The 24,571-nt window shown below is 58.6% G+C and carries 29 protein-coding genes; 10 read left to right on the forward strand and 19 right to left on the reverse strand.

What is annotated here, in order from left to right; genetic code table 11:
* Positions 1-74: 74 nt before the first annotated feature.
* The 5 genes from glnQ to dps form a co-directional block, all read right to left on the reverse strand.
* Positions 75-797: a glutamine ABC transporter ATP-binding protein GlnQ gene (glnQ, locus tag QDT79_RS11505; RefSeq protein ID WP_004939230.1), complete on the reverse strand. Its 723-nt coding sequence runs from the start codon at positions 795-797 to the stop codon at positions 75-77.
* A complete protein-coding gene (gene glnP / locus QDT79_RS11510) occupies positions 794-1,453 on the reverse strand; it encodes a glutamine ABC transporter permease GlnP (protein WP_019454487.1) in 660 nt (219 codons plus the stop codon). Before glnP ends, glnQ begins: the two co-directional genes overlap by 4 nt.
* A gap of 101 nt (positions 1,454-1,554) precedes the next feature.
* Positions 1,555-2,298, reverse strand: a complete 744-nt coding sequence (gene glnH / locus QDT79_RS11515) for a glutamine ABC transporter substrate-binding protein GlnH (protein ID WP_004939223.1) — start codon at positions 2,296-2,298, stop codon at positions 1,555-1,557.
* Positions 2,299-2,636: 338 nt separating this feature from the next.
* Positions 2,637-2,903 carry a DksA/TraR family C4-type zinc finger protein gene (locus QDT79_RS11520; RefSeq protein WP_063988815.1) on the reverse strand — a complete coding sequence of 89 codons (267 nt, stop codon included), beginning with the start codon at positions 2,901-2,903 and terminating at the stop codon, positions 2,637-2,639.
* A 140-nt stretch (positions 2,904-3,043) separates the two neighbouring features.
* Positions 3,044-3,547: a DNA starvation/stationary phase protection protein Dps gene (dps, locus tag QDT79_RS11525; protein WP_004939215.1), complete on the reverse strand. Its 504-nt coding sequence runs from the start codon at positions 3,545-3,547 to the stop codon at positions 3,044-3,046.
* Positions 3,548-3,902: 355 nt separating this feature from the next.
* On the opposite strand from dps, the gene QDT79_RS11530 reads away from it, so the two are divergent.
* Positions 3,903-4,454, forward strand: coding sequence for an AAA family ATPase (locus QDT79_RS11530; protein ID WP_063988816.1), 552 nt, complete (start codon positions 3,903-3,905; stop codon positions 4,452-4,454).
* Here the strand turns inward: QDT79_RS11530 and nanQ are convergent.
* Complete coding sequence (gene nanQ, locus QDT79_RS11535) at positions 4,436-4,903, reverse strand: N-acetylneuraminate anomerase (protein WP_063988817.1); 468 nt, start codon at positions 4,901-4,903, stop codon at positions 4,436-4,438. The two genes, QDT79_RS11530 and nanQ, sit on opposite strands and share 19 nt — an antisense overlap.
* A gap of 132 nt (positions 4,904-5,035) precedes the next feature.
* On the reverse strand, positions 5,036-5,923 hold the full coding sequence (gene rhtA, locus QDT79_RS11540; protein WP_004939202.1) for a threonine/homoserine exporter RhtA: 888 nt from the start codon (positions 5,921-5,923) through the stop codon (positions 5,036-5,038).
* A gap of 400 nt (positions 5,924-6,323) precedes the next feature.
* Between rhtA and ompX the strand changes: the two genes are divergently transcribed.
* Positions 6,324-6,842: an outer membrane protein OmpX gene (ompX, locus tag QDT79_RS11545; RefSeq protein ID WP_033637662.1), complete on the forward strand. Its 519-nt coding sequence runs from the start codon at positions 6,324-6,326 to the stop codon at positions 6,840-6,842.
* Positions 6,843-6,932: 90 nt separating this feature from the next.
* Here the strand turns inward: ompX and QDT79_RS11550 are convergent, their stop codons facing one another.
* Complete coding sequence (locus QDT79_RS11550) at positions 6,933-7,913, reverse strand: nitrilase family protein (RefSeq protein ID WP_063988818.1); 981 nt, start codon at positions 7,911-7,913, stop codon at positions 6,933-6,935.
* Between the two features lie 91 nt (positions 7,914-8,004).
* Between QDT79_RS11550 and QDT79_RS11555 the strand changes: the two genes are divergently transcribed.
* Positions 8,005-8,877, forward strand: coding sequence for a LysR family transcriptional regulator (locus QDT79_RS11555; protein ID WP_063988819.1), 873 nt, complete (start codon positions 8,005-8,007; stop codon positions 8,875-8,877).
* Between the two features lie 3 nt (positions 8,878-8,880).
* Here the strand turns inward: QDT79_RS11555 and QDT79_RS11560 are convergent, their stop codons facing one another.
* The 6 genes from QDT79_RS11560 to ltnD all read right to left on the reverse strand — a co-directional run bounded on the left by QDT79_RS11560 (position 8,881) and on the right by ltnD (position 14,533).
* Positions 8,881-9,411 (reverse strand): GNAT family N-acetyltransferase, encoded by a 531-nt coding sequence (locus QDT79_RS11560; RefSeq protein ID WP_308316520.1) that lies wholly within the window; start codon positions 9,409-9,411, stop codon positions 8,881-8,883.
* A 63-nt stretch (positions 9,412-9,474) separates the two neighbouring features.
* On the reverse strand, positions 9,475-10,845 hold the full coding sequence (locus QDT79_RS11565; protein WP_063988821.1) for a GntP family transporter: 1,371 nt from the start codon (positions 10,843-10,845) through the stop codon (positions 9,475-9,477).
* Between the two features lie 105 nt (positions 10,846-10,950).
* Positions 10,951-11,727, reverse strand: a complete 777-nt coding sequence (gene otnI, locus QDT79_RS11570) for a 2-oxo-tetronate isomerase (protein WP_063988822.1) — start codon at positions 11,725-11,727, stop codon at positions 10,951-10,953.
* Positions 11,728-11,730: 3 nt separating this feature from the next.
* Entirely contained in the window at positions 11,731-12,363 is a 633-nt protein-coding gene (gene otnC / locus QDT79_RS11575; protein ID WP_369919460.1) for a 3-oxo-tetronate 4-phosphate decarboxylase, read from the reverse strand.
* A complete protein-coding gene (gene otnK, locus QDT79_RS11580; protein WP_149558794.1) occupies positions 12,360-13,619 on the reverse strand; it encodes a 3-oxo-tetronate kinase in 1,260 nt (419 codons plus the stop codon). The genes otnC and otnK overlap by 4 nt, the downstream gene beginning before the upstream one ends.
* Positions 13,619-14,533: an L-threonate dehydrogenase gene (gene ltnD / locus QDT79_RS11585; protein WP_308316521.1), complete on the reverse strand. Its 915-nt coding sequence runs from the start codon at positions 14,531-14,533 to the stop codon at positions 13,619-13,621. The genes otnK and ltnD overlap by 1 nt, the downstream gene beginning before the upstream one ends.
* Before the next feature lie 283 nt (positions 14,534-14,816).
* On the opposite strand from ltnD, the gene ygbI reads away from it, so the two are divergent.
* Positions 14,817-15,587, forward strand: a complete 771-nt coding sequence (gene ygbI / locus QDT79_RS11590) for a DNA-binding transcriptional repressor YgbI (RefSeq protein ID WP_130018440.1) — start codon at positions 14,817-14,819, stop codon at positions 15,585-15,587.
* 13 nt (positions 15,588-15,600) lie between these two features.
* On the opposite strand, the gene QDT79_RS11595 is transcribed toward ygbI, so the two are convergent.
* From QDT79_RS11595 to QDT79_RS11615, 5 genes are all read right to left on the reverse strand, one after another.
* Positions 15,601-15,795, reverse strand: a complete 195-nt coding sequence (locus tag QDT79_RS11595) for a hypothetical protein (protein WP_253718938.1) — start codon at positions 15,793-15,795, stop codon at positions 15,601-15,603.
* 71 nt (positions 15,796-15,866) lie between these two features.
* A complete protein-coding gene (locus tag QDT79_RS11600; RefSeq protein ID WP_308316522.1) occupies positions 15,867-16,124 on the reverse strand; it encodes a hypothetical protein in 258 nt (85 codons plus the stop codon).
* A gap of 256 nt (positions 16,125-16,380) precedes the next feature.
* Positions 16,381-17,148 (reverse strand): molybdopterin-dependent oxidoreductase, encoded by a 768-nt coding sequence (locus tag QDT79_RS11605; RefSeq protein WP_063988826.1) that lies wholly within the window; start codon positions 17,146-17,148, stop codon positions 16,381-16,383.
* Positions 17,141-17,746, reverse strand: coding sequence for a cytochrome b/b6 domain-containing protein (locus tag QDT79_RS11610; RefSeq protein ID WP_063988827.1), 606 nt, complete (start codon positions 17,744-17,746; stop codon positions 17,141-17,143). Before QDT79_RS11610 ends, QDT79_RS11605 begins: the two co-directional genes overlap by 8 nt.
* A gap of 12 nt (positions 17,747-17,758) precedes the next feature.
* Positions 17,759-18,382, reverse strand: coding sequence for a hypothetical protein (locus tag QDT79_RS11615; RefSeq protein WP_063988828.1), 624 nt, complete (start codon positions 18,380-18,382; stop codon positions 17,759-17,761).
* Between the two features lie 140 nt (positions 18,383-18,522).
* Between QDT79_RS11615 and QDT79_RS11620 the strand changes: the two genes are divergently transcribed.
* From QDT79_RS11620 to QDT79_RS11645, 6 genes are all read left to right on the forward strand, one after another.
* Positions 18,523-19,194, forward strand: coding sequence for a heavy metal response regulator transcription factor (locus tag QDT79_RS11620; protein ID WP_033650568.1), 672 nt, complete (start codon positions 18,523-18,525; stop codon positions 19,192-19,194).
* Positions 19,191-20,612, forward strand: coding sequence for a heavy metal sensor histidine kinase (locus tag QDT79_RS11625; protein WP_308316523.1), 1,422 nt, complete (start codon positions 19,191-19,193; stop codon positions 20,610-20,612). Before QDT79_RS11620 ends, QDT79_RS11625 begins: the two co-directional genes overlap by 4 nt.
* Positions 20,613-21,141: 529 nt before the next feature.
* Entirely contained in the window at positions 21,142-21,981 is an 840-nt protein-coding gene (locus QDT79_RS11630) for a winged helix-turn-helix domain-containing protein (protein ID WP_308317177.1), read from the forward strand.
* Positions 21,982-22,147: 166 nt separating this feature from the next.
* A complete protein-coding gene (locus QDT79_RS11635; protein ID WP_308316524.1) occupies positions 22,148-22,777 on the forward strand; it encodes a helix-turn-helix transcriptional regulator in 630 nt (209 codons plus the stop codon).
* A 425-nt stretch (positions 22,778-23,202) separates the two neighbouring features.
* The gene (gene ecpA / locus QDT79_RS11640; RefSeq protein ID WP_004939148.1) at positions 23,203-23,790 is read left to right on the forward strand and encodes a common pilus major fimbrillin subunit EcpA; all 588 of its coding nucleotides are present in this window, start codon (positions 23,203-23,205) and stop codon (positions 23,788-23,790) included.
* A 77-nt stretch (positions 23,791-23,867) separates the two neighbouring features.
* Positions 23,868-24,536 carry an EcpB family pilus assembly chaperone gene (locus QDT79_RS11645; protein WP_308316525.1) on the forward strand — a complete coding sequence of 223 codons (669 nt, stop codon included), beginning with the start codon at positions 23,868-23,870 and terminating at the stop codon, positions 24,534-24,536.
* Positions 24,537-24,571 lie beyond the last annotated feature (35 nt).

Consider the following 24,571-nt stretch of genomic DNA (forward strand, 5'->3'; position numbering starts at 1 on the left):
CGCGATGGGGCGTGGGAACGCGTGCGGAATGAAAGCGGCGGGCGCGTGGCGCGCCCGCCGTTAAACCGCCAGGATCAGGACACGTGCTGCAGGAACTCCTGCAGACGCGGGCTTGGCGGATGGTTGATCAGGTCGTGCGGGTTGCCGTCTTCGGCAATCCGGCCTTTATCGATAAAGATCAGGCGCGACGCCACTTTTTCGGCAAAGCCGACTTCATGGGTGACGATGACCATCGTCATCCCTTCCTCGGCCAGATCCTGCATCACCTTCAGCACTTCGTGGCGCAATTCCGGATCGAGCGCGGAGGTCGGCTCGTCGAACAGCATCATTTTCGGCTTCACCGCCAGCGCGCGCGCAATCGCCACGCGCTGCTGCTGCCCGCCCGACAGTTCGGACGGGTAGTGGTGGGCACGCTCCGCCAGACCGACCTTGGCCAGCAGTTCGCGCGCCAGCTTTTCCGCATCGGACTTCTTCGCGCCGCGTACGCGGATCGGGCCAAAAGCGACGTTTTCCAGCGCCGTCAGGTGCGGGAACAGGTAGAACTGCTGGAACACCATGCCGGCTTCCTGGCGGATCAACCGATCGTCCACTTTCGGATCGTTGGCTTTCAGGCCGTCGACGATCAGATCGCCGCTAGTGACCTCTTCCAGCTTGTTGATGCAGCGCAGCAGGGTGGATTTGCCTGAGCCGGACGGCCCGATGATCACCACCACTTCGCCTTTGTCGATCTTCAAATCGATGTTGTGCAGCACCTGGGTTTGGCCAAAATGCTTGGAGACGTTTTTAAATTCAATCACAGGATTTTCATCCTTCTTTCCAGACGACGCAGCACGAAGCTCAGCACCAGGGTAATAATCAGATAGATAACCGCCACGGCGCTCCAGATTTCCAGCGCGCGGAAGTTACCGGCAATAATTTCCTGACCCTGACGGGTCAGCTCCGCCACGCCGATCACGATGAACAGCGAGGTGTCTTTGATGCTGATGATCCACTGGTTGCCCAACGGCGGCAGCATGCGGCGCAGCGCCAGCGGCATAATGACGTAGCGGATGGTTTCGCGGCGCGACAGGCCGAGCGCCAAGCCAGCTTCGCGGAAACCGTTATGAATCGACAGCACCGCGCCGCGGGTGATTTCCGCGATGTAGGCGCCGGAGTTGATCATGATGGTCACCACCGCCGCGGTGAACGGATCGATGCGCAAGTCGCTAAATGCCATCGGCAGGGCGAAGTAGATGAACATCACCTGCACCACGATCGGCGTGCCGCGGATCACCTCGATAAACACCAACGCGATGTGGTTGGCGATCCAACCGCCGTAGGTGCGGGCAAAGCCGGCGACGAGGCCGATGATCAGGCCACCAATCAGACCGAGGACCGAAATCCACAGGGTCATTTTGGCGCCCTCTAACAAGATAGGAATGGCGGGCCAGATGGCGCTCCAGTCGAACTGCATGATATTTCTCCCGGTGATCCCAAACGTGGGTATCAGATACAACGAAGCGCAGGGGGTAAGCGCCCCCTGTGCTTAAGTTAATAACTTGCCAAATTCACAGCTTACTTAGGTTCGGTGCCGAACCACTTCTTGTAGATCTCGTTATAGGTGCCGTTCTCGCGCAGGGTTTTCAGCGCGCCGTTCACCTTCTCGCGCAGCTCGTCGCTGCCTTTAGGGAAGGCGATGCCATACTGCTGCGCTTCCAGCGAATCGCCTACGGTTTTGAACTTGCCGGCGCCGGCCGTCTTAATGAAGTATAGGATGTTTGGCGTGTCGTGCAGCACCGCATCGGCGCGCTTGGTGCCCAGCTCCATGTAGGCGTTGTCGATGTTAGGGAACTGGCGCAGATCCTTGGTTTTGATGTGCTGCTTGGCGTAATCCACCGAGCCGGTGCCGCTCTTCACCGCCACCACTTTGCCGTTCAGATCGTCGATGCTTTTCACGCTGTTGTTGTCGGCGTTGACCATCACCAGCAGGCCGCTCTTGTAGTAGCCGTCAGAGAAATCGATGGCTTTCTTGCGCTCATCGGTGATGGTGATGCCGGCCAGCGCCAGATCGACGTTTTTGGTCTGCAGCGCCGGAATGATGCCGCCGAAGTCCATCGGTTTCAGGGTGTAGTCCAGCTTCAGCTCTTTGGCGACGGCGGCCCACAAATCGATGTCGAAGCCGACGTATTTGTCGCCTTGTTTGAACTCAAAAGGAACGAAAGCGGTGTCGGTGGCAACCACCAGTTTGTCTGCTGCGTGGGAACTTACGGCAAAGGCCAGAGAGAGTGCGGCCAGGGAGACTTTAAAAATCGACTTCATGAGAGGAATTCCTGTACAGGTTGCGGATTACCCATTTTTTATATTGCAGTTGGTGCCATGAAAAAATCGTGCCATGTTTTCAACTACCATAAAAACAAAGAGTTATTGCGTGATGTTGTGCCGGAAAGGCGAATTGTTATGGTTGTGCACCACAATGAGGCACCGAAATGGTGCGTAAGAATTATCTTGGTGCACGGGGCTATCATTAACCAAATTTTGGCTGTGAAACAACCGTTCTTTAACGTTTTTGCTTCAATATTGATAACTAACTCTAACTTTCATGATGCACTGACGGTGCACGCGGGGCCGCGAAGGGAGAAAAGGGGGAGCAGATAATGCTAGCGCAACTGGCTGTCTTTGCTGCCGCGCCGGTTGTACAGGCTGGCGGCCGCGTGTTTTTTGTCTTGTTCGGCCTGGCAGGCGAGGCAAAAACGCACGCCCGTTAATGCCTGGCGGCGCGCCTCGGGGATCGGTTCCCCGCATTCCTGGCAATAGCGTTCGCTCTCGCCGTGCCCGAGCGCTTCACGCGCGCGCTGCACCGCATCGTCGACGGTGGAATCAATCTGATCCTGTACGGCGCCGTCCGCCGCCCAGCCACTGGCCATCGTTACCTCCTGACAAAGGAACCTCACCGTTTAATATGGGGCGTTTTTTGTACAATGCAACGGTCGCGCAAAAGAAAACAGGCCGGGCAAAGCCCAGCCTGTTCTGCCCGGAACGACGGGCGCGCTGCAACGCTTTCGCGTTATTCGATGTTGGATTCGATGAACCACAGGAACTTGTCCAGATCGCGCGAGGCGGCGGTGAACATATCGGCGGTGTCTTCATCTTCCACTTCGGTAATGGCTTTGCGGATGTCATTCGCGACCGCGCCGTAGCGATCGGCCAGCGCCTTCAGATGCTCTTGCACGCTGTGGATATTGGTCGGATAGCTTTTCAGCGGTGTCCGATCGTTGACCACCTGTACGGTGCCCAGTGCCACGCCGCCCAGTTGCACCACGCGTTCGGCGAAGGTGTCCTGATGCTCGATGATGGCGGTGCGGAAGCCGTCCAGCATTTCATGGACCGCGATGAAATTCGCGCCGCGCATGTTCCAGTGCGCCTGTTTGGTGATCAACGAAAGATCGATGAATTGCACGACCTGATGGTTCAGCGCCTTGATGGCGGCCAGTTTAACTTTTTCGTCCAGATCGTTACGGGTATACAGCAGATCAGAAGATTTCGTTTTCACCAGTTTAGCGGTACTCATATCAGATATCCTCTTGATTAGTCGTTGTCCTATTTCGTTACGGGATCAATTATAGCAGGGGTATTTATTTTTGCCGCACGAAAATGGCTATTGCACAAATAGGAGTGGCCTAATGGCACTATTTTTATTTGATTTTTGTTTTTGTGTAATTTGATGAATTTTATTGCGATTTTTTTTTTGGTTATTATTTAGATCAGTGACGATTTATCCCTGTTATCTTATTTTCTACAGGCATACTGCTCCGGATAAATATCCACTTTGTTATCGTGGTGTTAATTCCAAGCCTATTCAGATTGATAGCCGTAATAGATACGGCTAAAGTAAGAGAATTATCCCCAGTCTTTATTGGCGAGTGATGAAAATTAACGTCGTCGGCACCAGCGGCAGCGGTAAAAGCACCCTGGCGCGTCAACTGGCGGAACGCCTTGACGTTCCCTATATCGAGATGGACAGACTCTATTGGCGGCCTGAGTGGCAGGGGACGCCCGATGACGCGTTCCTGGCGCGGCTTGAGCAGGCGCTGGCCGAAGCGGGAGGAGGCTGGGTGCTGGACGGCAACTACAGCCGCACGCAACCGCTCAAGTGGCGCGAGGTCGATTATATCCTGTGGCTGGACTACGGTTTCTGCCGCACGCTGTGGCAGGCCGTGCGCCGTGCGTGCCGTCGCGCGGCCAGCAAAAGCGAGCTGTGGCCGGGCACCGGCAATCGGGAAAGTTTCCGCCGTTCTTTCTTTAGCCGCGAGTCGATCGTGCTGTGGACGATCCGCACTTACTCGAAGAACCGGCGAAAATACCTGGCGGAGATGGCCCGTACCGATGTAGGGCGCCGTTTCAAGCGCTTGCGCTCTCCCCGCCAGGCCGCCGATTTTCTACGGACGCTGCCGCAGGTTCACAGCAGCAGACGGTGATGGATCCTCACCACCGCTTTCTTGATTTGCTGCGGGCGCTGCCACAGGCAGCCGGTCTTGTGCGGTTCCATCTGGAAAAAGATCGCGAACATGCCGTGCGTCATGTGCAGCGTTTGCGGGTGGCGTTTGATATCCAGCAGCAGAAGGTCGCTATTTTCTGCGTGCGGATGTTCGCGATGCCAGTCGCCCGCCAGGCCGTATTCGATGCGTTCTTCGCCGCTGATCAGCAGATGCAGCGCGATGTACTCCTGATGCATTTCGGCGCGCTTTTCCGCCGTAGGCACGGTGGTCAGCGTCATCACGTCCATAAAGATGTTGTCGCCGTCGATCGGGTGATGGCCCAGCGCCAGTTCGGGCAGGTCGCATCGGCGCAACTCGGTCAGGGTTGAAACCAGCGCCGGCGCGAGTCCGCGGCCGAAGCGTGGGTTGAACAGGCTGTTGTGAATCACTGTTATTCTCCATGTGAGCGAAAGTCCAAAGAGCCTGCGATACAGGCTAAGGGGAAGTATGCCGATTTGTCACGAGGAAAACAGTTAACCCGCCTGCATTCCGGCGTTGCGGTCGGCAGGCGAGTCAGGCGATCAGGAAAGGCTTTCGAGGCGCGGCTTGGGGCGAATGGTCAGGGCGGAGCCCATGGAGGCGGCGATAATCGCCGCCAGCGCCAACCATTGCACGCCGCTCAGGTGTTCGCCGAGGAACAGCATGCCGGACAGCGCCGCCATCGCCGGTTCCAGGCTCATTAAGGTGCCGAAGGTGCGCGCCGGAATTTTGGGCAGCGCGATGATCTCCAGCGAATAAGGCAGCGCGGTGGAGAGGATCGCCACCGCCAGCGCCACCGGCAGAATATCGAGGTTGAACAGCACGCTGCCGGTTTGCCAGGCGCCGATCGGGCAGAACACCAGCGCGGCGATCAAGGAACCGAGCGCCACCGTGCCGGGGCCGTGATCGCCGCCGGCCTTTTGGCCGAAAATGATATAGACCGCCCAGCAGGCGCCGGCGCCGAGCGCACAGGCGGCACCGAACGGATCGATCCCGCCCACGCCGTGGCCGAGCGGCAACAGGAACCACAGCCCGGCGATCGCCAATGCCACCCAGAGGAAGTCTATCGGCCGCCGCGAAGAGAACATGGCCACCGCCAACGGGCCGGTAAACTCCAGCGCTACGGCGATGCCGAGCGGCACGGTGCGCAGCGACAGGTAGAACAGGTAGTTCATCGCGCCGAGCGACAGGCCGTAAATCAGCAGCGGCAAGCGGCTGCCGGCGACGATGCGCATACGCCACGGGCGGAAGATAATGAACAGAATCAGGGTGCCGATGAAAAGACGCAACGTCGTAATGCCTTCTGCGCCCACGATCGGGAACAGGCTTTTGGCCAACGAGGCACCGCTTTGGATAGACACCATGGCGATGATTAACAGACAGATGGGCAGCAGCGCGGAGGGCGCTCTGCCGGAAGTAGATAACGACATCCTTAACGGGCCTTTTTTGCGCCGTTCCTCAGCCTTGAGAAAACGGTCGAAACGGGGATGCGAGCAGTGTAAATGAAATGGCGAAAATCTGTCTGAGAAAAGCGCGCATCGCGGTGAAATCCGCCGATCCTCGGATGAGATGTGGCGAATTTGGTCAAAAAGTGCGCTTTTTCTTAAGAATTATCTGGATATTAAATTGGTGATTTTTGTCACAGAAAGCCGTAGAATACGGCCGAAAATAGAGCGAAAAGAAGCAGATACACTGTTCTTGAAATCTTCTGTTACACGATATAAAGCATTAGACACTCATTTCAAGGCAGAGTTTCACGCTAATTTTTGTTATATTTTCAAAGCATGAACAAATGGATGTACTTAATAATAAAACGCGTTTGAGGTGGTTATGAAAAAAATTGCATGTCTTTCCGCAGTAGCAGCTTGCGTATTAGCAGTTAGCGCAGGTACCGCATTCGCTGGTCAGAGCACCGTATCCGCTGGCTATGCGCAGGGTGATCTCCAAGGCGTTGCTAACAAGGCCGACGGTTTCAACCTGAAATACCGTTACGAGTTCGACAACAACCCACTGGGTGTGATCGGCTCTTTCACCCACCTGGAAAAAAATCGTTCTGAAAACGGTTTCTACAAGAAATCTCAGTACGATTCCATCACCGCAGGTCCAGCTTACCGCTTCAACGACTGGGCGAGCATCTACGGTGTGATCGGTGTTGGCTACGGCAAAAACATCGACAACGCCCAGGCTGGCGGTAACAAAGGTGGCAACAGCGACTACGGCTTCACCTACGGTGCCGGTCTGCAGTTCAACCCAATCGAAAACGTTGCCCTGGACGTTGGCTACGAGCAGAGCCGCATCCGCAGCGTGGACGTTGGCAGCTGGAACGTTGGCGTAGGCTACCGCTTCTAAGATTTCTTCATGCCTGCGGGCGTGAATGCGCGGCACAGGTTGCTGCGCGGATAAAAAATCCGCCTTCGGGCGGATTTTTTTTATCTGTCATTAGCCGCCGCGCCCCGTCGGCTGCGTCGAAAAGCGCGCGCTGCGGGCATCGCGCTCATAGCCTTGCGGTTCGGTTAGTGAACCGTACAGCTCGGGGCGGCGTCCATAAATCCAGCGGCGGCCGGTGCTGAGCGGGATCAGCGCCAGGTCGAGATCGGCGCTGACCATCCGATCTTCCGCCGCCCAGGTCTCCGCCACGATGCGGCCGTAGGGATCGAGGATCATCGCATTGCCGGTGCGTACCTCATCGTCATCGCGGCCCACGCCGTTGCTGAACAGCAAAAACAGCCCGTTGTCGTGAGCGCGCGAGGGCAGCCAGCGCATCAGCCAGCCGCGGCCGTGCTCACCGCGAAAGGCGGCTTCTATTGCCTGCGGATCTTCCGCCCGCCGCTGCCACAGCGCCTGTGGGATCGGCTTCATGCCGTGCGGGCTGCGCGAATGAGTGCCGCCGGTCTGGTGCGGGGCCATCAGCACTTCCGCGCCCATCAGCGCCGTTGCACGCACATTCTCCACCAGATTGTTGTCCCAGCAGATCAATACGCCTACGCGCACGCCCCAGGGGGTGTCGAACACCGTATAGCGATCGCCGCTGGCGATAGCCGGGTGTTCGAAGGCGTGCAGTTTACGGTGCACATGCAGCGCGCCGTCCGGCAGGCATACGGCGTAGGCGTTGTAGCAACGGCCGTCGTCGCCCAGCTCGATCAGCCCGACGCCGATCGCCATGTTGTAACGCTCCGCCAGTGGGCGAATACGCGCCAGCGAAGGGCTGGCGGCGATCGGTTCCGCCAGCGCCCGCACTTCGGCGTCGGAAAGATGGCGCACGTGCCAGTAGCCGGTGATGCACATTTCTGGGAAGGCCAGCAGCTGTACCTGCTGCTCGGCCGCCTGAGCGATAAAGCGCTCAATGGTCGACAGGTTGTAATTCTTATCGTTGGCGCGATGCTGGAATTGCACCGTGGCGGCGCGCAATGAGATGGTCATGGTATCTCTCCGGTTAGGGTCTGCGTTGATTACAGCAGGTAGATTGATTACTGTATAATCAATTAAATTCCCTATTCGATAACCTAATGGAATGGATATAAAACAACTGCGCGCCCTGGTGGCGCTGGCCGAACAGGGCAACTATCGGCAGGCGGCGAGCCGGCTGTACATCAGCCAACCGGCGCTGAGCAAGCAGATTCAGGCGCTGGAAACCCAGCTCGGCGTTCGGCTGTTCGAGCGTGGCCGACAGGGGGCGGTGCTCACCGCCGGCGGCCAGCGGCTCTACCCGGAGGCGCAGGCGCTGGTGGAACAGTACCAGCAGTTTCAGCGGCGCGCCCGGCGGGTGGCACTCGGGGAGGCGGGGCGGCTGGCGTTGGGGTTTGGCCTTTCCAGCTTTCATCTGGCGCCGCAGTTGGTAGCCGCCTTTCGCCGGCGTTTTCCCGAGGTGGCGATCGGCCTGGAGGATATCCCGTCGGAACGGCAGTATCAGCTGCTGTTACAGGGGGAGTTGCAGGCGGGCTTCGTGCGTTTGCCGGTCAATACGCCGCTGTGCGGCGTGGCAATGCTGAGTGACCGGTTGGTGCTGGCTGCGCCGGGTGCGCTGGCGCTGTGCGCCGACGATCTGATGGCGCGTTTCAATCAGCTGCCGCTGCTGCAGTTGACCCCTAAACGTGGGCGTGGGCTGAGCGATCAGTCGCTGCGGTTTATCGCCGCTCACCGGTTGACGCCGACCGTGGTGCAGCAGGCCGGCGATATCCAGACGCTGCTGGCGCTGGTCGCCGCCGGCGTCGGCGTCGCGCTGTTGCCGCACAGCATCACGCATATCGCGCCGGCCGGCATCGACATTCTGCCGCTGAGCGGCGAGGAAACGGAGTGGCAGGTCGGCATCGCCTGGGACCCGCAACGCACCGACGCGCTGCGGGACAACTTCATTCAGACGGCGTTGGCGATGCAACGCGGTTAGGTTTTAGAGTGGGCAATGCAGCACGACGATCGGGCTCTGGTGATACTCGCTGCGGTGGCTTTCGCTAAAGCCGACTTTATTCGCCAGCGCCAGCGAGGCCTGGTTTTCCGGCGAGATGATGCAGACGGTTTTCTCGCCCGGCAGGTGCGTCTTACCCCAGGCCAGCGCCGCCCGCAAAGCCTCGGTGGCGTAGCCTTTGCCGTGCGCCGAGCTCACCAGCGTCCAGCCCATTTCCGGCGCGTCGAGCGCCGGGGTGATGTCGCGCAGGAAGTTGGAGAAGCCGATGCTGCCGAGATACTCGCCGCTCTGTTTGTCACGCACCGCCCAATACCCGTACCCCAACAGCGCCCAGTGGCCGACGTAGCGCATCAGGCGCCCCCAGGAGTCTTCCCGGTTGCGCGGCGTGCCGCCGATATAGCGTACCACCAGCGGATCGGCCCACAGAGCGGCCAGCGAGTCGAAGTCGTCCAGCGTGTGCGCGTCCAGCCGCAGGCGTTCGGTGACAAGCGTTGGCGCGGTGTTGATTACGGTCATGTTGCTGCTCCTGCACAGGGTGAAAGGCGATGAAAAACAATGGCATTCAGTATGCCAGAGAAATCACACTGCCAGCCACAACAGCCAGGTGAGCAGAAAGCCGCTCAGGCCGAGCAAGGTGGTCAGCACCGTCCAGGTCTTCAGGCCATCGGCCACCGACAGCCCCAGATAGCGCGTGACGATCCAAAAACCGGAGTCGTTGACGTGGGAAAGCCCCAGTCCGCCGAAACAGGTCGCCAGCGTCACCAGCACCAGCTGTAGCTGATTCAAGCCGCTGACCGCTTCCGACAACAGGCCACCGGTGGTCAGGATCGCCACGGTGGCGGACCCTTGCGAAGCGCGAAGCGCCAGCGAAATGATAAAGGCGGCGGGCACCAGCGGCAGGCCGATGGCTGTCAGTACTTCTGCCAGCGCTTTGCCGACGCCAGATTCCACCAGCACCTTGCCGAACACGCCGCCCGCGCCAGTCACCAGGATCACCACTGCGGCGGTCGGCAGCGCGGCGCCCATCACGTCGCTGGCGTGCTGCAGGCTCCAGCCGCGGCGCAGCGCCAGGAAATAGAAGGCCAGCAGCAGGGCGATCATCAGCGCCACCGCCGGTGAGCCCAGCAGCGACAGCGTATCGCGCAGCGCCGAGCCGGCCGGCAACAGCGTAGCGGAGACGGTGCCGAGCATGATGATGGCGATCGGGATGACGATCAGCGCCGCCACCAGGCCGGCGCCGGGCGGGTTGATGCGATCGCTGAGCGGCGCTTGCCCTTCCGGACGCGGTTCCGGCGCCGCCAGCTGCAGTTGTTCCAGCACCTCTATCGATAACGGATAGGTTTTGCGGTTGAGGTAGTTGGCGGCGAAATAGCCGATCGCGCCGACCGGAATACAGATCGCGAGGCCGATGATGGTCAGCCAACCGATGTCGGCGTTGAGCAAACCGGCGGCGGCGACCGGGCCGGGGTGCGGCGGCAGCGCGACGTGTACCGTCAACATCACGCCGGCCATCGGCAGGCCGAACTTCAGCGGCGACACTTTGGCGACCTTGGCGAAGCCATAGATAATCGGCGCCAGAATGATAAAACCGACGTCGAAGAATACCGGAATGCCGAGAATGAATGCGGCGAGGGTCAGTGCGGCGACGGTATGTTTCGGCCCCAGCCCCTGGCTGAAGCGTTGCGCCAGCGACTCGGCGCCGCCCGAGTGTTCGATCATGCGGCCAAGCATCGCCCCCAGGCCGATGATGATGGTCACCGAGCCAAGCACGCCGCCCATCCCGGCGGTCATCACTTTCATCACTTCGCCGGTCGGAATGCCGCTGGCCAACGCCACCAGCAGACTGACCACCAACAGCGCGACGAAGGGCTGCACCTTCGCCTTGATGACCATCAATAACAGCAGCACCACGCCGAGTACGGCAATCAGCAACAGCAGAGAGGTAGACATGAAAAAAGCCTTTCGTTGGGTAAGCGTTGGGCACCGCGATCGCCGCGTGGCGATACGGGTGCGTTTCATTGTTATAAAATCGATTTCCTGGTGTCGGCGACGGCGTTAGCGGTAAGGCTTCAGCCAGCCGAGCCCGGCGGCGGTATCGCCGCGCGGCCGGTATTCGCAACCTATCCAACCCTGATAGCCGAGCGCATCCAGCCTGTCGAACAGCCACGGATAATTCAGTTCGCCCTCGTCCGGCTCATGGCGATCCGGCACGGAGGCTATCTGGATATGCGCGTAGCACCCAGCCAGCGTCTCCAGCAGCCCGCTGATATTGCCATCCACTAACTGCGCGTGGAAAAAGTCGAACTGAATGAACACGTTCGGTCTCCCGATCGCCGCCACGGCTTCCGCCACCTGGTGTTGGCTGGCAAACAGGTAGTCGGGCTTGACCGGCGGGCTGAGCGCTTCGAGCAGCACCTTGACGCCGTGCGGGGCGAAGGCGTCGGCGGCATAGCGCGCATTGGCGATAAAGGTGTCGAGATAACGCTGTCGATCCGCGCCTGCGGGCACCACGCCGGCCATCAGGTGCACGCAGGGGCAGGAAAGGGCGATGGCGTAGGCCAGCGCGCGATCGATATCGGCGCGCGCGTCCTGCTCGCGGCCCGGCAGCGCCGCCAGCCCCCATTCGCCGGCGACGGCATCGCCGGGCGCGGTGTTGAACAGCACCTGTTGCAGGCCGTGTTCGCGCAGCTTTTCGGCCAACAGCTCGGCGGGATAGTCGTAAGGGAACAGGAACTCCACCGCGCTGAAGCCCTGTGCGGCAGCGGCGGCGAAGCGCTCGAGGAACGGCACTTCGTTAAACATCATCGATAAATTGGCGGCAAATTTAGGCATGGTTCAGCTCCGTAATTCGGCAATTTCATCATCGGTCAAATAGCGGATAGGACGATCGCCGAGGGTGAAGATCAGCCGCGCCGCATCTTCCATCTCTTCGGCATTGTCCGCCGCCGCTCGCAGGTCTTTACCGGTCACCACCGGCCCGTGGTTGGCCAGCAAAAAGGCGCGGTGGGTGGGCGCCAGGCGGGCCAGATCCTGCGCCAGCCTTTCGTCGCCGGGGCGGTAGTAGGGCACCACCGGCACCTTGCCGACGCGCATCACCACATAGGGGGTGAACGGTTTGATAGCGTTGTTGACGTCCAGCCCCTGCAGGCAAGAGAGCGCCGTGAGGTAGGTGCAATGCAAGTGCACCACCGCTTTGCATTCCGGATTGTTCAGATACAGCGCTCGGTGAAAGCTGATCTCTTTCGACGGCTTGTCGCCGGAGAGCCAGTCGCCGTTCAGGCTCACTTTAGACAGGCGATCGGCCTGCAGCTCGCCGAGACAGGAGCCGGTCGGTGTCGCCAACAGCGCGCCGTCCGGCAGCAGCAGCGAGAGGTTGCCGGCAGAGCCGGTGGCGTAACCGCGTTGGAAAAACGAAGCGCCCAGGCGCACCATCTCTTCTCGTGCCTGCTGCTCGATGGTCATGGTCATACTGGAAACTCCGTTTGCGCGCGCGTGAAGAAGGCTTCATCGCCAAAATTGCCTGACTTCAATGCCAGTGAAATGGCCCGGTCGTTGGCGCGCACCCAGGGAACGCCGGGGGAAATGCTGGGGCCGATATGGAAGCCGCGAATGCCCAGCGCCTGCGTGACCACGCCGGAGGTTTCGCCGCCGGCGACAATAAAGCGGCTGAATCCCAACTGGCACAGCTGCACCGCCAGCTCGGCGAACAACGCCTCCACCGCCTCGCTGGCGGCGCTACCGTACTGCCGTTGCGTTTGCTGCAGCGCTTCCGGCGCTGCGGTGGCGTAGATCAGCGGGGCAAGCGCCTCCCCGGCGTGGCGCTGCGCCCAGTGCGCCAACTCGGCGGCGTAGGCGGTGCGCGCCTGTGGCTCGAGGCAGCGGCCGATATCGATGGCCTGCGCCGAAGCGCGTTCTCGATAGTGCGCCACCTGCCGGTTGGTCATCACAGAACACGAGCCCGACAGCACCGCCGCTTTTTCCCCCTGCGGCGCACCGGCCGCCTCTGCCGAACGTTCGCCGTTCTGCGCCCATTGCCGCGCCAGGCCGATCGCCAGGCCCGAACCACCGGTCACCAGCTTCATCGTTTTCAACGCTTCACCCTGGATGAGCAGATGCCGTTCGTTGAGCGTATCCAGCACCGCGTAGCGCACGCCGTCCTGCGCCAATTGCCGCAGTTTCTCGCTGACTGCCTCGGCGCCGCGATCCATTTCCGCCGCCGTTACCAGCCCGCAGCGCCCGGCGGCCTGGGACGCCATCAGGCGCAGCAGGTTGCTCTCGGTCATCGGCGTGACCGGGTGATGACGCATGCCGGATTCAGACAGCAACTGTTCCCCGACGAACAGATGGCCCTGATAGACCGTGCGGCCGTTTACCGGCAGCGCCGGTGAGACAACCGTGAAACTTTCTCCCAGCGCGGCGAGCAGGGCGTCGGTCACCGGGCCGATATTGCCTTGTGCGGTACTGTCGAAAGTGGAGCAGTATTTGAAGTAGAACTGGCGGCAGCCCTGTTTTTGCAACCAGGTCAGCGCCTGCAACGACTGTTCGACCGCCTGTTCTGCCGGGCAGGAGCGCGATTTCAGGCTAATGACCGCCGCCTGTGCGTTTACCTGCGTTTCGTCTTGCGGCACGCCGTTCAGCTGCACCGTCGGCAGGCCGTTTTGCACCAGAAAACTGGCGATGTCGGTCGCGCCGGTAAAGTCATCCGCGATTACGCCGAGCAGCATCAGATTGACTCCTTTTTCTGCGGCAGATCGATGCCGGCAAAGATTTTGATCACCGCACTGTCGTCTTCTTTACCGTAACCGGCGTTGCTGGCGGCGGTAAACATGGTGAAAGCGGTGGAGGCCAGCGGCAGCGGGAAGTGCAGCGCCTTGGCGGTATCCGCTACCAGTCCCAGATCCTTGACGAAGATATCCACCGCCGACTTGGGCGCATAGTCGCCGTCGACCACGTGACGCATGCGGTTTTCGAACATCCAGGAGTTGCCGGCGGCGTGCGTGACCACGTCGTACATCACGTCCAGCGGGATGCCGGCGCGGGCGGCCAGCGCCATGGCCTCGGCTCCGGCGGCGATGTGTACACCAGCCAACAGCTGGTGGATGATTTTTACCGTCGCGCCCAGGCCGATCGTCTCGCCGATGCGGTACACTTTGCCGGCAATGGCGTCCAGCACGGGGTGCAGACGCTCGAAGGTGGCGTCGTCGCCGGCGGCCATCACCGTCATCTGGCCTTCCTCCGCCTTGGCCGCTCCGCCGGAAACCGGCGCATCCAGCATCGGCAGCCCATAGTCCAGCAGGCGTTGTTCGATCTGTTTGGCGTCATCGGCGGAAATGGTCGAAGAGACCATCACCGCGGTGCCCGGCTTGAGCTTTGGCGCCAGGCCTTGTTCACCGAACAGGATCTGCTTCACTTGGGCGGCGTTCACCACCAGCAGCAGCACGGCGTCCAGCTCGGCCGCGAAGTCGCGCGCGCTGGTAGATGTTTGTTTCGCGCCGGCCTGTTGCAGCGCCGCCAGCGCCTGCGGATTCAGGTCCGCCCCGTAGGTGGTCAATCCGGCGCGGAGGCACGAGCGCGCCGCGCCCATGCCCATCGCGCCCAGCCCAATGATGCAGACGGCATATTTCCTTGGGTGTGTCATACTGCACTCCTGTTAATTTTAGTGATAATTTGTTTTGTTGTGTTAAATGTAAGCGCTTGGCGGCCGTTAATCCGCGATCGTTATCACAATAATTAACAATGCGCGAGACGGGTTTTTTGTGCGGCTTCTGGCCTGTATCAACATTACTATTATGTTTTTAAATAAGTTTATGCTTGTCTGGCGTCACTGCGCTCACCGTCACGCCGTGAAAAATTAGGGCTATCGGCGAACGAAAATTGACGTAAAATCACAATTATTATCACCGCAGCAACGAGAGGGAACCGTGATACCTGTAGAACGCCATCAACAAATTCTTGCGCTGGTATCCGAACGCGGCGTCGTCAGCATTGCCGAGCTGACCGAACGGCTGGGGGTCTCGCACATGACGATCCGCCGCGATGTGCAAAAGCTGGAGGAACAGGGCGCGGTGCAGTCGGTCTCGGGCGGCGTGCAGGCGCCTGAGCGGGTGGCGAGCGAACCTTCGCACCAGGCCAAGGAAGGGATGTTCAGCCGGCAGAAAATCGCCATCGGCCGGCTGGCGGCGCGGCATATTCCCGCCAATAGCTGTATTTATCTGGATGCCGGTACCACCACGCTGGCGCTGGCGAAACAGATCGGTGAACGTGACGATTTGACGGTGGTGACCAACGACTTTGTCATCGCCGGCTTCCTGATCGAACACAGCCAGTGCAGAATCATCCACACCGGCGGCACCGTGTGCCGGGAAAATCGTTCCTGCGTCGGCGAAGCGGCAGCGCAGGCGCTGCGTGCTCTGTTTATCGATTTGGCGTTTATCTCCGCCTCTTCGTGGAGCATGCGCGGCCTGTCGACGCCGAACGAAGACAAGGTGATGGTAAAGAAGGCCATCGTCGAGGCCAGCCGCCGCTGCATTCTGCTCAGCGACACCTCGAAATACGGCAAGATCGCGACCTACCTGGCGCTGCCGATCGCCGCCTTTGACGCCATCATTACCGACGAAGGGTTGCCCGCCGCTGCGCGGGAGGCCATCGAGCAGGCGGGGCTTGCGTTGTTGACGGCAGGGGAAGAAGAGTAAGAACGAACCGGAATCAGGATGAAAGTTCGGTATCGATGCCACTGGCGGGCAGTTCACTTGCTTCAGCACCGCCGCGTTCGCGCCATTCGCGGCGTCTTTGTTCAGCCCATTCTTCGTGGAAGGCTTGCATTTCTCTTTGGTGCCGTTCCTTTATGCTCATAGGAGTTGGGTGGGATTCTGCCGTTAACAGGCGGTATTTCGATGACATATCATCCGTCCTCAATAAGCGCTTGGTTGTACAAATAATGTACGTGATGCGCATGTTTTTTCACGAGCGAGTCATAAATTCTGGCTAACGCTGGCCTGAGCGGTACGCTGAAAATCAATCTCGCTTGGGTATTGCACCACAAACGTGACAATCGCCAGGCCGATGCCATAGAGTTGTTCTCGTTCATCTCGGGTGTACGCCATCCTGGTATAGGTATCAAATAAGGATTTGGTTACTTCGGCGCGGGTTTCCAACGCCCTTACATCGTACAGTTCCATGACGTAAGCATTGTCCAATACTTCCGAGGCAGGAAAGCCCCAATAAGCCATTGACGCATCCTTAACGTCGCTTTTTTAAAATCAAGGTAATACGCAGCAACGCTGCCGGCATTTTTATAAACTGTTATTTGGTACCTATATTCCGTGACAGGTCGCGCATTGATCTCCCTCACATCAATCTCCATGATAAAATCATTTTTACTATTACTTTTCCTATAGTTATCCCCGTTGTGACGAACAAATTATTAACCGCGGCGGAGAAGATCCTCCAGCCGCCGATGAGGCTTATGCGCAGCGCTGCGCAAAACTAAATGCCGCTGAACCAGTTATAGCCCTGATCCTCCCAATACCCGCCCGGATTGACGTCGCTGACGAAGATCGCGGCGATATGTTTGGCATTTTTGAACCCCAGCTTGGTGGGCACCCGCAGCCGCAGCGGGTAGCCATAGTCCGCCGGCAGGGCCTTGCCGCCGAAATCCAGTGCCAGGATGGTCTGCGGATGCAGCGCGGTGGCCATGTCGAGGCTGGAGTAGTAGCGATCGGCGCATTTGAAGCCGACGTAACCGGCATTCAGATCCGCGCCGACGTGCTGCAGAAAGGTGCGCAGCGGCACGCCGCCCCATTGGCCGATGGCGCTCCAGCCCTCAATGCAGATCAGGCGAGTGATCTGGCTTTGCTGCGGCAGCCGCTGCAGCTGTTCCAGCGTCCAGGGGGCTTTTTTCTCCACCTTCCCGGCGACCTCAAGCCGGTAGCCGGCGAGATCGATCTCGGGGACGTTGTATTCCGGGTAAAACGCGTTGAAAGGGAAAGGGTGGGTAATCTGATCGGGCCGGTAAGTTTGCGCCAGCCGCTGGCCGCTGAACAGCCAGGCCTGCACCCGGTCGTTCCAGCGCGACATGGCCCACAGCACCTTATCCACCCGATCGCCGTCTTGCAGGTTGCAACCGGTGAGCATGGCGATACCGCCCAGCGTCAGGCCGGAACGCAGCATCAGGCGGCGCTGCAGATTGACCAGCTGCTTTTTTTGGTCCGGTTCCAGTTTTGGCGCGGCTGCCCGCGGCTTTTTCTCATTCATGTTTGCCACCCGTTATCATCGCCCACAGCGTTTTGGGCACGACGATCACCATGAAAACGTGGATCGCCACGAACAGGCCGATGCCGGCCATGGCGAAGAAATGCACGTAGCGCGCAAAATCGAAGCCGCCGAACAGGGCGACCAATCCCTGCAGCTGAACCGGCTTCCAAATCGCCAGGCCGGACAGCACCAGCAATAGGCCCAGCGCCAGCACGCCGAGGTACATCAGTTTCTGAATGGCGTTGTAGTGGCCATGCCGGTGGCGCAGGCGCAGCGTCAACGCCAGCCAGATATCCTGCCGCAGCGCGCCGACGCGCAGCGGCAACAGATCGCGGCGAAAATGGCCGCTGAACAGGCTCCACAGCAAATAGCAGACGGCGTTCAGCGCCAATAGCCACATCACCGCCAAATGCCAACCAATCGCGCCGCCCAGCCAACCGCCCAGCGTCATCTGCGGCGGAAAGCGGAAATCGAACAGCGGCGAGGCGTTATAGATCTCCCAACCGCTCATGAACATGCACACCATGGCGAACAGGTTGATCCAATGAGTGATTCGAACCGGCCAGCGATGCACCGGCCGCGACGCGTTGGTTTTCATGGCTTTCTCCGGTTACATCGGCGGCACGGTGCCGTCTTTGCCGGCGGAGATGCGGGTGGCGATGCGCTCGCCCTTATCGTTGACGGCGGAGAACAGCACGATGTGCACGCCCGGCTTGAGCAGGCTCAAATCGCCCGGATCCAGCGTCACGATCGGCACGTCTTCCGGCACGATGACGGTTTTCTGCTGGTTGCCGTAGGTGACGGTCAGGGTGCGGCCGTTGGATTTCACCAGTTTACCGACGGTGCCGTTGGTCATGGTGTCTACTTTGCCGTCGGCGGATTCCCAGGCCGAGTGCCCTTCACCGGTGCCGCGTAGGCTGGCGGCGAATACGTGCACCTCCAGCGCTTTGAGCGTGCCGTCCGGCTGCGGCACGGCGGCGGTGCCGATAAAGCTGTCCGGTTTTATGTCGTCCAGCGTGGCTTTGGACACGCTGAGCACGTTGGTCTGATTGTTCAGCTTGACGCTGAGTGTCTCGCCCTTGCGATCGGTCAGCTGCAGATTGCCGTCGGCCACCTGGCTGATGGTGCCGCGCAGCGGCGCGATGACTTTGCCCGGCGTTTGGGCGGCGGCCAGGCCGCTGGACAGCAGCAAGGTGGATAACAGTAAACCGGCTATACGATGACGGGTAATCATAACGTTCTCCTGAAATGAGTTTGCCGGTTAAGCATGGTTGAGCCATTGGGTCAGCGCCATGGCCGTTTGATGACATTAATGTCATCAAGTTTGTCCGCCGAAGCTGCTAGTATTTTTGCAGACGTAACGAGGTGGCGAGCATGCGAATACTGGTAGTTGAAGACGATATCGGCACAGGGGATTACCTGAAGAAAGGGTTGGGTGAAGCGGGGTACGGCGTCGATTTGGCGCGCAACGGCACCGACGGGCTGTTTCGCGCGTTGGAGCAGGATTACGACGCGATCGTGCTCGATGTGATGCTGCCAGGGCTGGACGGTTGGCAGATCATCGAGGTGCTGCGCAAGAAAAGCGACGTGCCGATTCTGTTTCTCACCGCCCGCGACGGCGTGCAGGACCGCATCCACGGCCTGGAGCTGGGCGCGGACGATTATCTGATTAAACCGTTTTCGTTTACCGAGCTGGTGCTGCGTTTGCGCACCTTGCTGCGCCGCGGGCCGGCGCGCGAAGCCGATCATTACGCCATCGCCGATCTGCAGCTGGACGTGCTGCGCCGCCGGGCGGTGCGCCAGGATCAGGTGATCCCGTTGACCAACAAGGAGTTCATGCTGCTGCATCTGCTGGTGCGGCGCGAGGGCGAAGTGCTGTCGCGCACGCAAATAGCCTCTCAGGTGTGGGACATGAATTTTGACAGCGACACCAATGTGGTTGACGTGGCCATCAAACGCCTGCGTGCCAAAATAGACCGGCCGTTCGACGTCAAGCTGATCCACAGCGTGCGCGGCATTGGCTATGTCTGCGAGCCACGCTCGTGAGCGGGCGCACGTCACGTCGGCCGGTGTCGCTGACGCTGCGCACCGCCACGCTGTTCGCACTGGTAGCCGCTTTGGTGGTGAGCGGAACGGGCGGGTATCTGTATAGCGCCATGCGCCAGGAAATGACGCTGCGCAGCGATCTACAGGTGACCGGGCGCGTAGAATATTTCCGCCATTTGCTGGGGCAGCGCTTTCCTTTGGCGCGCCTGACCGCCAATAACGGCCTGTTTGAAAACATGCTGGGCAATGAACAGGACGTGCTGATTTTCCAAATTCCGGGACAAAAACCGCTCATCAACGTGAATCCGGCCGGGGTGAACCTACCGCCGATCGCGCCGACGCCGGCCGGCCAGGCGCAGACGCTGGCCGCCGTCCGCGGTGGGGAAACGGCGCAGGGGGTGCCGCTGCGCGCGGCTTCGGCGATGGTGCGCCTGGAAGACGGCGGCCTGTTGCAGATCTCCGCCGCGCACGTGATGGTCAACGAACAGAAAATGCTGGCGCGCTACCTGTGGCGCATCGTCGCGGCGGTGGCGGTGGCTTTCCTGCTGATTGCGCTCCTGGGGTATGGGGTCATGCGCCGGGGATTGAAGCCGTTATGGCGCATGGCGGCGCAGGCGTCGCAGATTGCGCCCAATACGCTGTCGACACGCCTCAGCGAGCAGGGGGCGCCGAAGGAGTTGCAGCAGCTGATCCGTTCGTTTAATGCGATGCTCGATCGGTTGAATGAAGGCTACCAGCGGCTGACGCAGTTTTCCGCCGATCTGGCCCATGAAATCCGCACCCCGGTAGGGGCGTTGATGGGCCAGTGCCAGGTGGCGCTTTACCAGCCCCGCAGCGTGGAAGAGTACGAAACCCTGCTGTCGAACAATATGGATGAGCTGGAGCGTATTTCCCGCATGGTGGAAAATATCCTGTTCCTGGCGCGCGCCGGCGAGGCGCAGTCTGCGCTGAACTACAGTCGGCTGGATGTGGCGCTGGAGCTGCGGCGGGTGGCGGATTACTTCGAGGGGCTGGCGGAAGAACGCGGCATCGCGCTGAGCTGCGAAGGGGAAGGCGGGCTGAAGGCGGACGCGATGCTGTTCCAGCGCGCGTTGAGCAACCTGGTGGCTAACGCAGTGCGTTATGCCGACGAAAACAGCCGGATCGTCCTGCGGGCTGAACGGCGCGCCGATGCCTGGTGGGTACAGGTTATCAATCAGGGGCCGCCGATCGCGCCGGCACAGCTGGAAAAATTGTTCGATCGCTTTTATCGCGCCGATCCCGCACGCAGCGCTGGCAATCATGCCAGTGGGCTGGGGCTGTCTATCGTGCGCGCCATCATGACGCTGCACGGTGGTGAAGTTCGCGCGCAGTGTTCCGTTAGCCGGGGTTCCGCTTGTTTGACCTTTAGCCTGGTTTTCCCTTCATCAGTTCAATGAGCTGCAGCGAATGTTTTCGCCTGTTGCGGAAAGCGCGACAGGCGTCATTCGTAAGTTTTTCCTTTCATTATTGTTTCCCATCAACCTCGGCTGAACCTAAAATTTAACATTTGCGTCGCGGCAAACGCGTTAATTCATCGGGCTAATGCAGATGGACTGCGGTCTGTGATTACGCTCAACATTCACGTGTTATTATTTTTTTATTAAAATTTAGTTCTGTGGTCTTTTTTTGAGATGTTTTTCCTTAAAATGGATGATTTGCGACACAAAAAACTAACTTTGTGGTTTTTGTCGCGTCAATATATCAATGAATGAGGTGATTGGTTAACCTTTGGTTATGGTTTACAAGAAAAATCCTATATAAACGGTGGTGAGGTGACAAAGCGTATTTCGTGGCGTTAATTGAGTGGTTTTTCTTGCCTGTGCTTGGGTATTTTCGCGAATTACCTGATTAAATATTTATTTAATATTTCATTAACATTTGACGCCAAACTATAAATGATCGCTATAGTGAAAACATGTGAATAAAATGAAATATAGATTTAATGACCATATTCTCTTTGACGCAGACACCAGAACCCTTAGCCCAACAGATTTTTCTGACGATCCCATATCCATATCCGGTCCTTCCAAACGGTTGTTGCTGCTGTTGATTGCCCATCATGGCGAGGCCGTAGGGCGTGAACTGATATTCAAGAAGGTCTGGGACGATTACGGCATGGTGTCCAGCAATAATAATCTTAATCAGTGCGTCAGCAAATTGCGTCGGGTGATTAAAAACCTTGGCGTCGAGGATGAGGTCATTGTTACGGTTCCTAAAGTGGGTTTTATGTTGCGTGATGAGATTACCATCGAGTCTTATGAGGACGCGGAAGATATTCACGACGCGGAACCTGCCGCGGCTGTGCCTGGATCTGCGCCCGCAGCGGCGGTCAATCCGGCGTCCGACACCGTCATCGACGGGGCCTCTTCTCATCTTGGTTATTCCCGCCGTGGGTGGCTGATGTTCAGCGCGATGGTTCTGGGGGGGATCCTCATGGCTATTGCTGTCACGGCCTATTTCAGCGGCTCGGGGGCCCGGCAGGAGAGCTACCTGGGAAAGTCGGGCAACTGTAAGGTTTTCATGTCGTTGCCTGATGCCTCGGCGACGGTCAACGCCAGCCTGAATCGGGACATTCTGGCTTACGCCGCGCACCAAACGGGAGAATGCAGCGGCGATGAGTTTTTGCTGGTGGTGCGCAGCAATCAGGTCAGGGCTTACATTTCCGGCATTTCCCGCTTATTCCTGCTGCGCTGCAAGATCTTGCGCGAACATAAAATGGAGATCTGTTCAGGATTGGAAAGCGACAATGCCGAGTTTATTAATTGACCATTGATAGCCGCTGCCCAACGCGATTGAAGGGCGGTGGATATGACAAAAATATTACAGTGTTGAAATAGAACGTTCGACTTTCATTTGGCGGGCTGCCGTGTGGCGTTTATCGAGAGGTATTTCCCTTTCTCTACCGCTTTCTACCTCATTATGGTGATTATGTATGGTTAAAGCCGATTTCGGTGATGCGCTGCTATTTTTTGAACCCAGCTATTTAGTGAGAAGAGGAATGGAAGCATTTCTCGTTACCCAATCAAGTGACAGCTATTTTATCGACACCTTGAGGGAGCTGGAGGGGGTATTGAAAGAGGGAAAACCTCGCGCGCTTATTATGGAGTTATATCATCAGAGAGAATATTTGTATGATGTATTACGGTTCGTTCTGACGGCAAAAAATATTTGGCCGGAAATTCCCTTGGTGATTTTCACCGCGGTAGAACACCCCTGCATATTAGCGTTGTTGGCGGCAGATGCGCGCATAGCTATAGTGGCAAAGGAGGAGCCTTTGCATTGCCTGAGTGATGCCATTGCGGCTGCGGGTGAGTTCTCCGGCTATCGTTCCCCGCATATTCGCGCCCGGCTGGTGCACTCTGCAGCCGCATTATCTGACAGTGAATGGCGAGTTTTGGCCATGATGGTTGCCGGCGCATCTGCACGAAGCATCGCCAACGTGACCCGGCGAAGTTACAAAACCATAAGCTCCCATAAACTGAATATTATGCGAAAACTGGGCCTCAATCAGGCCGGCTTTATGCGGCTTATTCTTACCCTGAGAACCCGATACCCTTCCTGACACGTGGCGATAAGCCCCCCTTTTCTCTACAGCGGCCGATCTTGATTGGCTGCTGCCCCCTGCGTAAATCCAATCAATCCCCCCTCAGCGAACAACGCCGGCGCTGAAATTTTGCACCGACATGAGAAGGGCGAACAGAGCGTATTTGTGGTTAAACAATAACCGCCTTGCCGGGGTTAAACCACAATGTGATTGTGCTTTCATCAAAGGCTTAACCCGCTTTTTAATGTGATTTATGGGGGTTAAAACATTAATGGCGGGATTTAAATCTAAATATTTGAACTTTAATAGTTAATGATTCTTTTTTGATCGGTCGGGGATATTCTTGTGGCGTCAAGCAGACTGGCTAAACGCAGTGATGCAAACGGCTGGCTGAGAATGGACGAAAGAAAGAAAACATATTCAACATTGAAGGGAGTTATACCATGAAGAAAATGACACTGGCTCTGGCGATCGTTTCCGCCTTTGCAGCGGTCAGCACTGCTCAAGCCGCCGACGTTACCGCTCAGGCGCTGGCAACCTGGTCTGCGACCGCCAAGAAAGACACCACCAGCAAACTGGTTGTGACGCCGATTGGCAGCCTGGCCTTCAACTATGCAGAAGGCATTAAGGGTTTCAACAGCCAGAAAGGCCTGTTTGACGTCACCGTGGAAGGCGATACCACGGCCACCGCTTTCAAACTGACCTCAAAACTGGTCTCCAATACGCTGACTCAGCTGGATACTTCCGGTTCTACGCTGGAAGTCGGGGTGAACTATAACGGTGCGGTGGTCGGGAAAACGGCTGAAACCACCATGATCGACACCACCGCCGGCATTTTGGGCGGCAATTTGAGCGCCTTGTCCAACGCCTACAACCAAGCCGGCCGCACCAGCGCGCAGGATCAGTTCACCTTCAGCATCATCGGCGCGACGTCAAACGGCACTACCGCCGTCACGGATTTCAGCACGCTGCCGGAAGGTATCTGGAGCGGCGACGTCAGCGTCGAATTCAACGCGACCTGGACTTCCTAATCCCCCGAACGATCTGCATCTGGCAGGGGGGAGACCTCCTGCTATTTATCGCTCATCAACGCCAGTGGAATACCGCAATGACACGCTTTTCTCTCGCCGTCACCCTGATGTTAATGCTGCTGCGGCCGGCTTTGGCGCTCGATGTGGGTGAGATCAGCGCCTTCATGCCTGGCGACAGCGCGCGCCTGAGCAAGGAAATCAAAAACACCACCGACAGCGGCCGGCTGGTGACCATCAAGATCGAACGCATTTCCAGTCCCCTGGCCTCCGGCACGGTGATCCCGATGAGCAGTCGGGATGAAATGCTGCTGTCGCCCGCCAGCCTGATCTTGCCGGCCAACGCCAGCGATGTGATCCGCTTTTACTACAAGGGGCCGAATGATGCCCAGGAGCGTTACTACCGCATCGTTTGGTTCGATCAGGCGTTGAGCGAGGCGGGGCAAAATTCGGCTCGGCGTAATGCCGTGGCCACCACGTCGGCGCGCATCGGCACCATTTTGGTGGTGGCGCCTCGGCAGGATCGCTTCGCCTATCAGTTCGCCAACGGACGGATCAAAAACACCGGCAACGCCACGTTCAAAGTGGTGGCCTACGGCAATTGCAGGAACAAGCAAGACGGCAGCGACTGCAAGGAAAACTATTTCGTGATGCCGGGGAAGGATCGCGCCTTCAACAAGGTTGACGTCAACGATAAAAAAGGACGCGTCGCGCTGTGGCACGGCGAACAGTTTATCCCGGTGAAGTAATGCGCGCGTTATCCACGATGGATGCAAAACAATCA

This window comes from Serratia marcescens, assembly GCF_029846115.1.
Taxonomy (GTDB): domain Bacteria; phylum Pseudomonadota; class Gammaproteobacteria; order Enterobacterales; family Enterobacteriaceae; genus Serratia; species Serratia marcescens_L.

Coding starts and splice junctions, on each gene's coding strand:
- QDT79_RS11530 (WP_063988816.1), top strand. CDS start 3,903: ATGAAAATTAACGTCGTCGGCACCAGCGGCAGCGGTAAAAGCACCCTG.
- QDT79_RS11610 (WP_063988827.1), bottom strand. CDS start 17,746: ATGAAAACCAACGCGTCGCGGCCGGTGCATCGCTGGCCGGTTCGAATC.
- glnH (WP_004939223.1), bottom strand. CDS start 2,298: ATGAAGTCGATTTTTAAAGTCTCCCTGGCCGCACTCTCTCTGGCCTTT.
- QDT79_RS11560 (WP_308316520.1), bottom strand. CDS start 9,411: ATGACCGTAATCAACACCGCGCCAACGCTTGTCACCGAACGCCTGCGG.
- QDT79_RS11630 (WP_308317177.1), top strand. CDS start 21,142: ATGAAATATAGATTTAATGACCATATTCTCTTTGACGCAGACACCAGA.
- QDT79_RS11555 (WP_063988819.1), top strand. CDS start 8,005: ATGGATATAAAACAACTGCGCGCCCTGGTGGCGCTGGCCGAACAGGGC.
- ecpA (WP_004939148.1), top strand. CDS start 23,203: ATGAAGAAAATGACACTGGCTCTGGCGATCGTTTCCGCCTTTGCAGCG.
- dps (WP_004939215.1), bottom strand. CDS start 3,547: ATGAGTACCGCTAAACTGGTGAAAACGAAATCTTCTGATCTGCTGTAT.
- otnK (WP_149558794.1), bottom strand. CDS start 13,619: ATGCTGCTCGGCGTAATCGCGGATGACTTTACCGGCGCGACCGACATC.
- glnP (WP_019454487.1), bottom strand. CDS start 1,453: ATGCAGTTCGACTGGAGCGCCATCTGGCCCGCCATTCCTATCTTGTTA.
- QDT79_RS11550 (WP_063988818.1), bottom strand. CDS start 7,913: ATGACCATCTCATTGCGCGCCGCCACGGTGCAATTCCAGCATCGCGCC.
- QDT79_RS11565 (WP_063988821.1), bottom strand. CDS start 10,845: ATGTCTACCTCTCTGCTGTTGCTGATTGCCGTACTCGGCGTGGTGCTG.
- ltnD (WP_308316521.1), bottom strand. CDS start 14,533: ATGACACACCCAAGGAAATATGCCGTCTGCATCATTGGGCTGGGCGCG.
- otnI (WP_063988822.1), bottom strand. CDS start 11,727: ATGCCTAAATTTGCCGCCAATTTATCGATGATGTTTAACGAAGTGCCG.
- QDT79_RS11600 (WP_308316522.1), bottom strand. CDS start 16,124: ATGGCTTATTGGGGCTTTCCTGCCTCGGAAGTATTGGACAATGCTTAC.
- QDT79_RS11520 (WP_063988815.1), bottom strand. CDS start 2,903: ATGGCCAGTGGCTGGGCGGCGGACGGCGCCGTACAGGATCAGATTGAT.
- QDT79_RS11605 (WP_063988826.1), bottom strand. CDS start 17,148: ATGAATGAGAAAAAGCCGCGGGCAGCCGCGCCAAAACTGGAACCGGAC.
- QDT79_RS11620 (WP_033650568.1), top strand. CDS start 18,523: ATGCGAATACTGGTAGTTGAAGACGATATCGGCACAGGGGATTACCTG.
- QDT79_RS11615 (WP_063988828.1), bottom strand. CDS start 18,382: ATGATTACCCGTCATCGTATAGCCGGTTTACTGTTATCCACCTTGCTG.
- QDT79_RS11635 (WP_308316524.1), top strand. CDS start 22,148: ATGGTTAAAGCCGATTTCGGTGATGCGCTGCTATTTTTTGAACCCAGC.
- ompX (WP_033637662.1), top strand. CDS start 6,324: ATGAAAAAAATTGCATGTCTTTCCGCAGTAGCAGCTTGCGTATTAGCA.
- QDT79_RS11645 (WP_308316525.1), top strand. CDS start 23,868: ATGACACGCTTTTCTCTCGCCGTCACCCTGATGTTAATGCTGCTGCGG.
- rhtA (WP_004939202.1), bottom strand. CDS start 5,923: ATGTCGTTATCTACTTCCGGCAGAGCGCCCTCCGCGCTGCTGCCCATC.
- otnC (WP_369919460.1), bottom strand. CDS start 12,363: ATGACCATGACCATCGAGCAGCAGGCACGAGAAGAGATGGTGCGCCTG.
- QDT79_RS11595 (WP_253718938.1), bottom strand. CDS start 15,795: ATGTCATCGAAATACCGCCTGTTAACGGCAGAATCCCACCCAACTCCT.